Annotated in this window: 9 protein-coding genes; 8 read left to right on the top strand and 1 reads right to left on the bottom strand. The window is 64.3% G+C overall.

Annotated elements, in window-relative coordinates:
• The first annotated feature begins 12 nt into the window (after positions 1-12).
• From EV283_RS16685 to EV283_RS16650, 7 genes are all read left to right on the top strand, one after another.
• Positions 13-927, top strand: a complete 915-nt coding sequence (locus EV283_RS16685; RefSeq protein WP_242616033.1) for a toprim domain-containing protein — start codon at positions 13-15, stop codon at positions 925-927.
• Between the two features lie 66 nt (positions 928-993).
• The gene (locus tag EV283_RS16680) at positions 994-5,214 is read left to right on the top strand and encodes a strawberry notch-like NTP hydrolase domain-containing protein (protein WP_130327258.1); all 4,221 of its coding nucleotides are present in this window, start codon (positions 994-996) and stop codon (positions 5,212-5,214) included.
• Positions 5,215-5,339: 125 nt separating this feature from the next.
• On the top strand, positions 5,340-7,403 hold the full coding sequence (locus EV283_RS16675; protein WP_130327399.1) for a ParB/RepB/Spo0J family partition protein: 2,064 nt from the start codon (positions 5,340-5,342) through the stop codon (positions 7,401-7,403).
• Positions 7,404-7,541: 138 nt separating this feature from the next.
• Complete coding sequence (locus tag EV283_RS16670) at positions 7,542-8,465, top strand: zincin-like metallopeptidase domain-containing protein (protein WP_130327256.1); 924 nt, start codon at positions 7,542-7,544, stop codon at positions 8,463-8,465.
• A complete protein-coding gene (locus EV283_RS16665) occupies positions 8,462-9,433 on the top strand; it encodes a phosphoadenosine phosphosulfate reductase family protein (RefSeq protein WP_130327254.1) in 972 nt (323 codons plus the stop codon). The genes EV283_RS16670 and EV283_RS16665 overlap by 4 nt, the downstream gene beginning before the upstream one ends.
• A gap of 278 nt (positions 9,434-9,711) precedes the next feature.
• On the top strand, positions 9,712-10,347 hold the full coding sequence (locus EV283_RS16655; protein WP_130327252.1) for a hypothetical protein: 636 nt from the start codon (positions 9,712-9,714) through the stop codon (positions 10,345-10,347).
• 25 nt (positions 10,348-10,372) lie between these two features.
• Entirely contained in the window at positions 10,373-10,984 is a 612-nt protein-coding gene (locus EV283_RS16650) for a hypothetical protein (protein ID WP_130327250.1), read from the top strand.
• A gap of 456 nt (positions 10,985-11,440) precedes the next feature.
• Here EV283_RS16650 and EV283_RS16645 read toward each other — a convergent pair whose 3' ends face one another.
• On the bottom strand, positions 11,441-12,010 hold the full coding sequence (locus EV283_RS16645) for a hypothetical protein (RefSeq protein ID WP_130327248.1): 570 nt from the start codon (positions 12,008-12,010) through the stop codon (positions 11,441-11,443).
• A gap of 136 nt (positions 12,011-12,146) precedes the next feature.
• Here EV283_RS16645 and EV283_RS16640 point away from each other — a divergent pair, with 136 nt between their 5' ends.
• Complete coding sequence (locus tag EV283_RS16640) at positions 12,147-12,686, top strand: hypothetical protein (RefSeq protein WP_130327246.1); 540 nt, start codon at positions 12,147-12,149, stop codon at positions 12,684-12,686.
• The last annotated feature ends 51 nt before the right edge of the window (positions 12,687-12,737 follow it).

The following is a 12,737-nucleotide window of genomic DNA, read 5'->3' as shown; positions in this document are numbered from 1 at the left end:
TCGGAGCTATGGATGTCGATCACCCTCTTTTCGCCCGGACCGAGCTTCATGTCCCGATTGCCGCCCGATGCTCAAGCGCGTGCGCGCGATATTGTCGAGAAGCTTGGCGGCGTGTGGCGGGGCACGCGCGGCGAGTGCCGCTGCCCAGCTCATGATGACGGAACACCCAGCCTCTCAGTACGCCTCGGCGATCGCGCCATCCTGTTTCATTGCTTCGCAGGTTGCGAAACGACGGATGTTCTAAAAGCACTCGATCGAATGCACCTTCACGATCGAAGCCCGCTCGATATGCCAGAGCGGATGCCCGAGCGCGATCTCAGTGAGCTCGCGCGCCGCCTCTGGCGTTCCAGCATCCCGATCGCCGGCACCCCGGCCGAAGACTATCTGAACGCGCGCGCTCTGACGACGTTGTCAGCAAAGCTACGGTACAATGCGCGAACCGTGTTGGGTAAAGGACCGTCGCGTCGGATCCTGCCGGCAATGATTGCCGCAGTCGAAAACGACCTCGGGGTGGTTGCCGTCCAGCGGACGTTCCTTGATCTGCAGGTCATCACCCGCAAGCCCCTGCCAAGTCCGAAGGTAGCGCTCGGCCTGCTTGGTGGTGCAGCGATCCGCCTGGCACCCGCGACGGACGAGCTTGGCCTTGCGGAGGGGATCGAGGATGCGTTGTCGGCGATGCAATGGTTCGGTACGCCGACCTGGGCGCTGGGAGGTATCGAGCGGTTGGCGCTGGTCGATATCCCGACGCAGGTTCGGCGGGTCATTGTCTACGGCGACCGCGGCAAGCCGGCAGAGGCTGGTCTGGAACGCGCGCGTGATCACCTCGTGGCCAACGGGCGGGTGCTCGAAGTGCGTCTCCCCGAGCGGTATGACGACTGGAACGACGCGTGGCGCGGCCGTCAGGCGGTACCCCCACCTCACGGGTGAGAGGAGAGGGAGCCTTCGGCTTGTTGATCCGGTGATGAGCACCGGGCGACAAGAAGGAAGCCCTCGATGCGTACCTCAGCTTCAGCTCTCGAACTCGATTTTACCGAACCCTCGATCACGGCCGCCAAGGCCGTCGCCGACACCATCGCTAAACAAGGATCGCTCAAGCGTGACACCCTGCTGTGGGTCATGGAGCAGGCCTATGGCGGTTCCTCGGCCGATGGTCGTTGGTCGCTTCGCGACGCTTACGACATGCTCGAACTCGCCCAGGTCATGCACTTTGCGAGCGCCGATCTCTCTGCTGATCCAGGATCGTGTCTTGCCGCGCTAATCGCGCTGGTCGGCAGCCTGCCTACGCACACGGTTCGTAGCGAAGAGCAGATCGAACTCCAGCAATTCTCGACCCCTGGCCCGATCGCCTATCTCGCTACGCTCGCTGGCAGAATCGCCGCCACGGATCTGGTCCTTGAACCCTCTGCCGGCACCGGCCTGCTCGCCGCCTTCGCGCATCGCGCCGGTGCACGCCTGGTCCTCAATGAGATCGATCCGGCCCGCGCCGAGATGCTCGCAGCCGCCTTCCCGGGCGTGGCTGTCATGCGGCACGATGCCGAGTTGATCCACGATTTCCTCGCACCAGCCATCCGGCCAACCGCCGTCCTCATCAATCCCCCGTTCTCGCGCAGCGTCGGTCGTCATGCCGACCGCCAAGCAGCGTTGCGGCATCTACGCGCCGCCTTGATGCGTCTCGGTACCGGAGGCCGCTGCGCCGCCATCCTGCCCGACCGCATCGACACGTCAAGCGGCGCCTGGGGGAAGGCGACCGAGGGCTGCACGCTGACGTTGCACCTCGAACTGCCGGCGAACGCTTATGCCAAGCATGGCACCAGCCAGACCGTGAAGATCATGGTGCTGGAAAAGGGAACCGGCACGCCGGCCGAGCTGATCCGCTGCGCGACACTCGCCGAGGCGCTCGCAGCAATCGCTGCCCGAAACGCTCCGCCCGTAGCCGCACCTATTGCACGCACGGCCTCGCTGCTCACCCGCCCCGGCGGGCGTAGCTCGCTTCTTGGCGGCTTGGCGAGCCAACCGCGCCTGGGCCCACCGCCCGCAAAAGCCGCGCGGTCGCAGACCGCGACCCCGATCGACTACACCGTGTTCGCCGAGCCGCTTCCGACCGGCGAAGCGGTCGGCGTCTATCTGCCCTATCGGCCCAGCCGTATCGCCATCCCCTGCGCATCGGCGCATCCGACCGCTCTGGTAGAGTCGATCGCCATGGGCTCCATCACGGCGCCGCGGCCGATCTATGTCCCGACTCTGCCCCAAGCCGTCGTCGATGCGAAGACGCTCTCCGACGCGCAGCTCGAGACGCTGATCTATGCCGGCGACGCTTTCGAGCGCAACATCCCCGGGCTGCTCAAACCCGTCGAGGAAGGTCTCTCGATCGCACCATCCGAGGATGGCCGTCCGTACCGCACTGGCTTCTTCCTCGGCGACGGCACCGGCGCCGGAAAAGGCCGCCAGGTCGCCGCGATCATCCTCGACCAGTGGCTGCGCGGTCGTCGCAAGCACATCTGGGTCTCCAAGACCGAGACGCTGCTCGAAGATGCGCGTCGCGACTGGACCGCCGTTGGCGGTCTTGCGCTCGACATCCAGCATCTCAACCAGTGGAAACTCGGCACGCCGATCAGCGCGGCCGAAGGCGTGCTGTTCCTCACCTATGCGACGCTGCGTTCCAATCGCGGTGACAAGGGCACCCGGCTCCAGCAGATCCTCGAATGGGTCGGCGACGATTATGACGGCATGATCGTATTCGACGAGGCGCACGAGATGGCCGGTGTCGCAGGCGGCGAAGGCCGCTTCGGCACCAAACAAGGCTCCGACCAGGGGATCGCCGGCGTACGCCTGCAGAATCTCCTGCCGCGCGCCCGCGTCCTGTACGTCTCTGCGACCGGGGCATCGGACGTGAACAATCTGGCCTATGCCACGCGGCTCGGCCTGTGGGGTCCGGGCACGGCGTTCGCCGATCGCCGGACCTTCGTCGACTCCCTGCGCCGAGGGGGGATCGCGGCGCTGGAGTTGATCGCGCGCGACCTGAAGATGCAAGGACTCTACGTCTCGCGCGCGTTGAGCTTCGCCGGCGTCGAGTACGAGATCCTCGAACACAAGCTGACGGTCGATCAGATAGAAGTGTACGACGCTTACGCCGACGCCTGGTCGATCATCCACAGCAACCTGCGCGCCGCCCTGGACGCGACCCGCGTGACGGACAGCTTCTCGAACGACACCTATAACAGCGGCGCCAAGGCGGCCGCGTTGTCGATCTTCGAGTCCACCAAGCAGCGGTTCTTCTGTCAACTCCTGATCGGCATGAAGTTGCCCTCACTCGTGCCCGCGATCCGCGCCGATCTCGCGCGCGGCGAGAGCGTCGTCATCCAGCTCGTCTCGACGTCCGAGGCGATGCTCAACCGGGCACTGGCGGCCCTTACGGTCGAGGAACGCGCCAATCTCGACATCGAACTTTCGCCGAGAGAGTTTCTCATGTCGTACCTCACGGCCGCTTTCCCGGTCCGGCAAATGAAGACCTTTGTCGACGAGACCGGCAAAACGCGCTCCGAACCGATGTCGGACGACGACGGCCGCCCCGTCTTCGCCCGAGAGGCGCTGGAGATGCGCGACAATCTTCTCGAGCAGCTCTGCGCGCTGCCGATTGTCGGATCCGCGCTCGATCACATTATCGGGCATTTCGGCACCGATGCAGTCGCCGAGGTCACGGGCCGCAGCCGGCGCGTCATCATGGGCGCCCACGGCCGCCAGCGCGTCGAAAGCCGCTCGCCCCGCACCAATCTCGCCGAGACAGACGCCTTCATGCGGGGGCAGAAGAAGATCCTGATCTTCTCCGACGCTGGCGGCACCGGCCGCAGCTATCATGCGAGCCTGACGTGCGAAAACCAGTTGCGCCGCAACCACTACCTCCTCGAGCCGGGCTGGCGTGCTGACGCCGCCATCCAGGGGCTTGGCCGCACGCACCGCACGCATCAGGCAACCGCGCCACTGTTCCGGCCAGTGTCGACCGACTGCCGGGGCGAGCGTCGCTTTATCTCGACGATTGCGCGCCGGCTCGACAGCCTGGGCGCGCTCACTCGCGGCCAGCGCCAGACGGGCGGTCAGGGCCTATTCGATCCGCGCGACAATCTCGAAAGCGGCTATGCCAAGGAGTCGCTCGAACAGTGGTTCCGCCTGCTCGCCAATGGCAAGCTGCGCTCGACCACACTGAACGAGTTTCAGCAACTGACCGGCCTTGAGCTGGAGGGCGAAGGTGGCGGCCTGAAGGAGGAGATGCCCCCGATCCAGCGCTGGCTCAATCGCATCCTCGCGCTGCGCATCGCCATGCAAAACGCGATCTTCGACGAATATCTCGGGCTGATCGAGGCGCGGATCGAGGCGGCCAAAGAGACCGGCACGCTCGATCTTGGCGTGGAGAGCATCAACGCCGAGCGCATCACCATCCTCGATCGCACCGTCATCCGGCGCGACCAGACCAGCGGCGCCGAGACCGAGATCCTACGATTGGAGACCGAGGAGCGCTACAAGCCGCTCGCGCTTGATCGCGCTTTGCGAACCTTAAGCGACGACGCCCGCCCGATCGTCAACCGCAAGTCGGGCAAGGCCGCCATCCGGTGCAGCACCTACTCGCTCACCGATGACGATGGCGAGATCGTGCGCCGGTACGAGCTGGTCCGCCCGACGCGCACCGAACGGATGCGGCAGGATCTTCTCCTCGAAACGATGTGGGAAGATGCAAGCGAGGCGGAGTTTTCCGCGCTCTGGCAGGCCGAGGTCGAGGAGATGTCGGGCAAGACCCGGACCAACACGCTCTACCTTGTCACCGGCCTGCTCCTGCCGGTCTGGGACCGCCTGCCCGACGATCACGTCCAGGTCTGGCGTCTCAACACCGATGACGGCCAGTCCTTCCTTGGCCGCATCGTCCCCGCCCCTCTCGTGACCAAGCTCGCGGACGCCTTCGGCATCGCCGCCACCATCACGGTGTCGGGTGCCGAGACCGCCAAGCACGTCATGGGGACGGCTGAGATCACCGCGCTCGGTACGTACCGGCTGAAGCGCAGCCTGGTCGCCGGCCAGCAGCGCCTTGAGCTGCTCGACTGGCCGCACACGCGATTGCTCGAACTGAAGGCGGCCGGATGCTTCACCGAGATCATCCAGCACAAGACACGGATGTTCATTCCCGTCGCGACGGCCGCGACCGTGATCGACCGCATCACCGCCTGACCCAACCAGGGCTCTCTTTCCGGGCCACCAAAGGGAGGGGAGGGAGCCTTCGGCTTTGTGAGCTTGGAGGACCAGGCTCGCGTGACCGCGGGACGCGGCGCGCCATTTCCAAACGGAGACGACCAATGATCCAGTCCGTAAAGGTCAAGAACCTGTCGCTGTCGAAGGACAATGTTCGCAAATCCAATCGTGACGCAGGGATCGACACCCTCGCCGTCAACATCGCTGCCCAGGGGCTGTTGCAGAACCTGATCGTCACTCCGCTGAAGAAGGCGGGTACGTTCACCGTGAAGGCGGGCGGTCGCCGCTTGCGTGCTCTCCAGCTCCTGATCGATCAGGGCACCCTCCCCGCTGACCACACCGTCCCCGTCCTGGTGCTTAGCGACGACGACAACGCGATCGAGGCAAGCCTCGCCGAGAACTTCCAGCGCGTGCCGATGAATCCGGCGGACGAGTGCGCCGCATTCAACTTCCTGATCCAGAAGGGCATGACCGCCGAGGACGTCGCCAAGCGTCAGGGCGTGACCACCCGCTTTGTCGAGCAGCGCGTTCGCCTTGCCGAACTCGCCCCGCCTGTCTTCGAGGCGCTCGCAGCCGGCGAGATCACGCTCGGCGTAGCGCAGGCTTACGCCGTCACCACAGACGTCGATCGCCAGACGCGCGTCTTCGCGCAAATGAAAACGTCCTACTACGGCGACAACCCCGACAATATCCGCCGCGCCATCCTCAACGGCACCGTCAAGGCGAACGACGCCAAAGCGCGCTTCGTTGGGCGCGAAGCTTATGTCGCAGCGGGCGGTCGCATCGAGGGCGACCTGTTCGCCACGGAAGGCGATGAGAACTGGATCGACGTCGACCTGATCGAGACACTCGCCGCCTCGAAGCTCGAAGCCGCAGCGGCCGAATTGGCGCGAGACCAGGGCCTCGCGTTCGTCACGCCGATCGCGGCGACGCACGTCCCCTACGATCTCGAACGCCAGCTTCACGAGTATCACGCACCCGCCCGCGCTCTCACCGAGGACGAGACCGCGCGTGTCGAGGTTCTGTCGGCCGAGAACGACGCGCTGATCGACCAGCTCGAGCAGGAACTGCCCGACGGCAGCGCCGAAGCCGAGGCGGCGAACGCGCGCATCGAGGCGATTGAGCGCGAACTGGAGACGATCGAGGACGCCCGTCACGAGATCGATCCGACGCTTAAAAGCCAGATCGGCACGTTCGTCTATATCGGGGGAGACGGTGAACCCCGCGTCCACACCCGCCTGTTCAGCGAAAAGCCGGTGGTGGATCCGAACGCACAGCCCAAGGGGTCAGGCGGCGCAGCCGGGGACGGCGATGCCGGCGACGGCGAACAGGGTGCGAAGCTCAGCGCCACGCTGATCGACGAACTGGCGACGCAGCGCCGCCAGATCCTCGTCGCTCACGTTGCCAGCGACCTGGGACTAGCACTCGACCTGACCATCTTCCTGATGGCGCAGAACGTGGTCTTCGAGCAGGCCCACATCCCGAACCACTCGACCCTGAAGTCCGGCGCCGCGGGCTTCCCGATCTTCGCCTTCCGCGACGAGGGATCGATGGCATCGCAGACGATCGAGGACCAGCGCCAGAAGCTCGACACGAGCTGGGCGGGTCTCCCGACCATGACCGCGCGCTTCGACGCCTTCCGGGCGCTCGATGACGATGCCCGGGGCGCATGGGTTTCATACTCGATAGCACGAACTCTCGAACCGACGCTCAACGTCGCCGAGGGGTATCGGAGCAACGGCTTCCACGACCATCTCGGTCGCGTCCTCGACATCCAGGTCGAGAATTGGTGGCGCCCGACGGCCGAAAACTTCTTCGGCCGGGTCAAGAAGACCGTCATGCTCGACGCGCTCGAGGAGATCGGAGGCCCGATCCTGCGCGGCCGCTACAAGGACGCCAAGAAGGGCGACCTCGCTGCCACCTGTGCCTCGCTGTGCAATGGCCAAGGCATCGTCGAAGCCGAGGTCCGCGAGAAGGCTTGCCGCTGGTTGCCGGAAGCCATGCGCTTCGAGGCACAAGAGAAGGTGGCGCGCATCCCGCTGCGCTCCAGCTTCGCCGATGACGAGATCGGCACCGATCCGGACGAGGACGAGGATACCGACCTCGATACCGGTGAGGACGCAGTGATCGATCACGAGGAAGAGGAGGATTTCAGCCAAGCGGCCTGACGCCGGCTTGCACCTTTCGAGGCACCTGGGGGCGGCACTCTTCGGAGTGTCGCCCCTCTTTTTGTGACCCGGCACCGTCCCTTTCCAGAGGGGAGGATGCTCACACGGGTTTGCCTCACCTCAATCAGGAGACCGATCTTGGCACAGATCACCGACAAGCCCTCGCCTGCCGACATCATCACCAACACTATCATCGACAAGCTGGAATCCGGGGTCCGTCCCTGGGTTAAGCCGTGGCGCCCCGGCGTGGGCGGCCGTCCGCTGCGTGCGACCGGCGACCCCTACAAGGGCATTAACTGCTTCTGGTTGTGGCTCTGCGCCGAGGGCGCGGGCTACAACTCGCGCACCTGGATGACCTACAAGCAGGCGCAGGCGCTTGGCGGTCAGGTCCGCGAGGGCGAGCGGTCGCAGATCGCGATCTTCTATAAATCCTACAGCAAGACCGTCGAGTCCGTCGTCACCGGCGACACGACCGACGAAATGCGGCGCGTGCTGCGCTCCTACGCCGTATTCAACTGCGATCAGATCGACGGGCTGTCTCCCGACTTCTACACGAGCCCAGTCAGCATCGTGCCCCCGGCCGATGCGCTGCCCGAGCGAGCGCAGCGCTTCCTCGATGCGCTGCCCGCAACGGTCCACATGCGCGGCGATCGCGCGTTCTACGACTGCACCGCCGACACCATCACCATGCCGCCCGTCGAGCTGTTCTCGACCCGTGCCTACCACGCCGCCACGCTCGCGCACGAGGCTGGCCACTGGACCGGCCATCCCGACCGGCTCGATCGCACGTTCGGCAAGCGCTTCGGCGACGACGCCTACGCGTTCGAGGAGCTTTGCGCCGAGATGACCTCAGCGCTGCTCGGTGCCGATCTCGGTCTGCCGACGTCGCATATGGACGACCACGCCGCCTATATCGGCTCGTGGCTTAAGGTGCTGCGCAAGGACTCGCGCGCGATCATGACCGCAGCCGCCAAGGCCGAGGCCGCAGCCGGCTACCTACTTCGCGCAGCCGGCCTCGATGCCTCGGCCGAACCCGAAGAACAGATCCGTGAAGCAGCATGACCGCTCCGGCCGCCCACCCCGACCTTGGCGCCTACCGGCGCTTCGTCGTGGCGTTCAGTGGCGGCAAGGACAGCCTTGCCGCCCTGCTCCACCTCCTCAGCCTCGGCGTGCCGGCGCACGCGATCGAGCTGCATCACCATGATGTCGATGGCGACGGCCCGACCTTCATGGATTGGCCGTGCACGCCCGCCTATGTCCGCGCGATCGCCGACCATCTCGGCATCGCGCTCTACGTCTCGTGGCGCGAGGGCGGCTTCGCGCGCGAGCTGGCGCGCGACGACGCGCCGACCGCGCCCATCGCGTTCGAGACGCCGACCGGCATCGGCCGTGCCGGGGGCAATGGCCCTGCCGGCACGCGCGGGCTCTTTCCCCAGACGTCTCCCGATCTTCGAGTGCGCTGGTGCAGCCCCGCGCTGAAGATCGACGTCCTCGCGGCCTCGATCCGGAATCAGCCGCGCTTCCTCGACGGCCGCACGCTCGTCATCACCGGCGAGCGCGCCGAGGAAAGTCCCTCGCGTGCGCGCTATGCAACGCTCGAGCCGCATCGCACCTCCACCCTCGCGCGTGCGGTCGATCATTGGCGCCCGGTCCATGACTGGACCGAGCGACTGATCTGGAACGTGATCGCGCAAGTGCGGATCCGTCCCCACCCGGCCTACGTCCTGGGTTGGGGCCGCCTGTCCTGCCGAGCCTGCATCTTCGGCTCGCCCGCTCAATGGGCGACGCTCCGGCTCGTCTTCCCTGCCGCCTTCCGACGGGTCGTGGCTCGCGAAGCCGCGAGTGGCAAGACCATCCATCGCACGCTCACCGTCACGCAGCTCGCTGATCGTGGCACGGCGGTCCCTGCTGCGACGCTCCATCCCGACGAATTGGCGCAAGCCGACGACCCGGTCTGGCGTCTCTCGATCCTGACGGATCGCTGGACGCTCCCTGACGGCGCATTCGGCGACCATGCAGGCCCGCCATGAACACCGCCACGCGAGTCGATCTCATGGACCTGCTCGGTCCCACGCGGGAAGACCCGCTGTGGAAGCCGAGAAATCGGGATGGCGCTGCTTCGTCATGGGCAACGAGCGTTGCCATTACCGCCGAGGGAGCAAGCTCCGCACGGCTTGGCAATACGGCTATGACGCGGCCTCCCGCTCGGCCAAACCTGTAGGCGGAATGCTCTGACCATGGCCACGTCCACGGAGGAGAGGGAGCCTTCGGCCTTTTGAGCGCGCCTTGGCGCTCAGGAGGTTCGACCATGCTCTACGACACCCACTACCGCCACGACGAGGCGCTGTCTCCCGAGGCGCTCGGCACCCTGCCCGCAGCGATCCACGCCTTGAACGCTGGCGTCGACGACTGCCGGCGTGCCGGCAAGCCGATCGACCGCGATGCGTCGATCCTGCTGCTGATCCGCAATCTGGCGGCCGTCGCCGAACGTGGTGCGCCCAGCACAAACGAACTGCGTCTTCACCGGGCGGAAGACCGCAACAGCGCCATCGCCGGATCCGCGCTGCTCGACATCGCCGGCAACAGCGTCGCCGGCGACGCAACGGCGAAACGCACCTTCCATCGGCAGGCACGCCTCGCACTCGCTTCGCTTGCCGAGGCCATCGGCCTCGAGGCGCATGACGTCCGTATCGATACCGCCATGGGCGGTATCGCAGACGATGGCACGACCGAGTTGCGCCACGCCGATCTATCGATCCGCGTACGTCCGCACAGCTTCCTCCCCGACAGCGAAATCACCTTCAACCGCTGCCGGGGTGGCGAACACGCCGGCCCCGTTCAACGCGCACCGATCGCCGAGCTGCTGGATGCAGCCACGTTCCAGCGCCGGCTCACCGCGACGGTTGGCGATGTTGGCGCTCCGCGCCTCGCCGCTGCCGCCTGATCCCTCACATCATCGGAGACTTATCATGGGTTGGCTCTTCATGCGCGATATGGGCTGCCACGCCTCCGCGCGTTCCTATCTCGACAACCAGTTCACCTACCAGCGTGACACCCATCGCCTAACAGTGCTCGCGTCAGCCATGGTTGGATCGACTTATTACGCCGCTTGCGAGCGCCTCGTCGACGACGCCGAACGGGTCGTGTTCGGCATCGTCTGCCTCACCAAGACCAGCACCGGCGCGCGCGACGGATGTACGTTCGGCTATAAGGACATGGATGAAACGGTCGGGCCGAACGAAAGCGAGTGCCCGGCCGCGATCCTCGACGAGCTGACCGAGACGGACAGCGAATATGCCTTGGCGTGGCGTGCGCGGTGCCGCGCCAACCTCCTCGCGCGTAAACTCGACCGGGCCAAGCCGACCCCGAAGCCCGGGCAGACCATCATCTTCGATGAGCCCATGCGCTTCAGCGACGGAAGCGACCGCAGCCGTTTCGAGGTGGTTGCCAACCCCAAGGGCAAGACGCCGCTGTTCCGCGACCCGGAGAGCCGAGCGATTTGCCGCATCCCGGCGTTTCGCAAGCGCGCCTACCGCATCGTTCATGCCGCGATCGTCGTGCGGGACGCGGCCAGTGGCTGACCGCCCGCCTGTCATCGCGGCCTGGGGGGCCGGCGTCGACTTCACCGTCATGATCGTCGAGCTCGCCGACCGCGGCGAGCTCGACGATCATGGTTCTCTTCGCCGATCCCGGCGCCGAGAAGTCGGCGACCTATACGTTCATCCCCGTGTTCCGGGCCTAGATGTCGGAACGTCGCATCGCGTCCAAGATCGTCAGCTACCGGTCCGGGGTCAGTGCATGGAACGATCCCAATTTTCCGCTAACGATCGGCGGTGACGGAAAACCTCCAAGATCGGGTTTCCGCCTACTAGGCAAAGCGTCAGGGTTTATCGCGCAGGCTGAGCCATGATTAGCAGCCCCGTCCGTGACTTCAACGGTGCCATCGGAAGACATGTTTTTTCGGACAGCGCCCGGTGAGCAGTCGGCGCTCAGAAGCGGCCTGTCCGCTAACGCTCAGTTCCGGCCGTTGTACACGGTCAACGAACCGAGCCTGTGCATGAGACACGCCTTGCCAGCCATGTAGCGAGAGCTGGCAGCCCCAAGAGCAGGGGTGACAAGACGGCAAGCTTTGAAATTGCGGTTTGGGGAGGGTTCAAGATCAGAAATAATACTGGAATGATATACGCAGCTAACGTCATCAGCCAGGTCAAGGACGGCCGAACGCCACCATCCAAAGCGCGTTGGCTGAACAAAATTCCGATGCCGATTGGTATCGCCATAAGTGAAAAATTAAATAATTCGTTTCTCAAATCGTTAAATGACAACAGTAGCAACATTTCCTGAAAAATCAGAAGGGTAGAAATTATCGGGATAAAATATTTCGAACTCAATGGAGTATTTGGCTTCATTGCGCCTGATTCGCGAACACCGAGAAAAACTGAGTAGAGTAAGGCACAATCTACGACGATACTGAGGCAGGCTGGGATAATCAGCCAATCGGGCACAGGACGATTAGTCAGGGGCTCAACGACAAATATAAGTGGCCCCCCAATCCCGAAAGCCACAATTAGACTGCGGATTATGTTGGAGCGCTTTTCGATGTGCATTTTTGCGGGACTAGTTCCCTTTGTCAAAAGGATCAATGCAGCTTTCGAGCTATGTGATTGTCCGCTTTCCTCTCCATTCCGGACATTCCGATTACGCCCAATAGCGGACGACCCGAAGGTGTGCGACAAAGGGGCGATGAAGCTATGGCACACCCTCGTTCTCTCAACTGCCTTGGCAGCCTGCGCTGGCCGCAATGTGCCAATCAACGCGGATTTTGCTGCTCCAACCGCACCCGAGATTGAACGGAGCTTCGCGCTTAGAGAGCGCTACAATGCGCCAAAGCATATCGGTGGAACCGCTATTTTTGTGGACAGTGTTGCGGTCCATCATATCTATGCCGAAGCTAGTACCGTCGTTTGGAAGGATGAAACAGGCAAGTGGCAATGGAGCCGAGTAAGCGAGATTGGACCGGGAGGGCTTCTTCCGATTGAACGGAAGATGGAATCAAACCGGGATCGGCCTTTGACCGCCCTTCAATCGCAGATGCTCGATCGGCTAATCTCAGATCATCGACTGTACAGTGAAAAGCGGCAGATGACCGACCCCACCGGGGTTGGCGCGCCGGGTCATGTCATGAGCATTGTGACACCGTTTGGTCGCACAACCGTATCGTGGGATGGGCGACTGGAGGGCATCAGCGGGAAAGTCGCGGATATCGTTCTTGGTAACGGTTGAACGACTGCTTACCACCACATTTAGCCATTCCAACGCCGACCACGCCGAATG

The organism is Sphingomonas sp. BK036 (genome assembly GCF_004216825.1).
Lineage (GTDB): Bacteria > Pseudomonadota > Alphaproteobacteria > Sphingomonadales > Sphingomonadaceae > Sphingomonas.
The sequence above is the reverse complement of the archived record's forward strand: the minus strand, read 5'-3'. Positions and strand labels throughout refer to the sequence as shown.

What these genes read in the sequence shown, in the direction of transcription:
- EV283_RS16685 (WP_242616033.1), top strand. Translation starts at nt 13, where the DNA reads ATGTCGATCACCCTCTTTTCGCCCGGACCGAGCTTCATGTCCCGATTG.
- EV283_RS16680 (WP_130327258.1), top strand. Translation starts at nt 994, where the DNA reads ATGCGTACCTCAGCTTCAGCTCTCGAACTCGATTTTACCGAACCCTCG.
- EV283_RS16675 (WP_130327399.1), top strand. Translation starts at nt 5,340, where the DNA reads ATGATCCAGTCCGTAAAGGTCAAGAACCTGTCGCTGTCGAAGGACAAT.
- EV283_RS16665 (WP_130327254.1), top strand. Translation starts at nt 8,462, where the DNA reads ATGACCGCTCCGGCCGCCCACCCCGACCTTGGCGCCTACCGGCGCTTC.
- EV283_RS16655 (WP_130327252.1), top strand. Translation starts at nt 9,712, where the DNA reads ATGCTCTACGACACCCACTACCGCCACGACGAGGCGCTGTCTCCCGAG.
- EV283_RS16650 (WP_130327250.1), top strand. Translation starts at nt 10,373, where the DNA reads ATGGGTTGGCTCTTCATGCGCGATATGGGCTGCCACGCCTCCGCGCGT.
- EV283_RS16645 (WP_130327248.1), bottom strand. Translation starts at nt 12,010, where the DNA reads ATGCACATCGAAAAGCGCTCCAACATAATCCGCAGTCTAATTGTGGCT.
- EV283_RS16640 (WP_130327246.1), top strand. Translation starts at nt 12,147, where the DNA reads ATGAAGCTATGGCACACCCTCGTTCTCTCAACTGCCTTGGCAGCCTGC.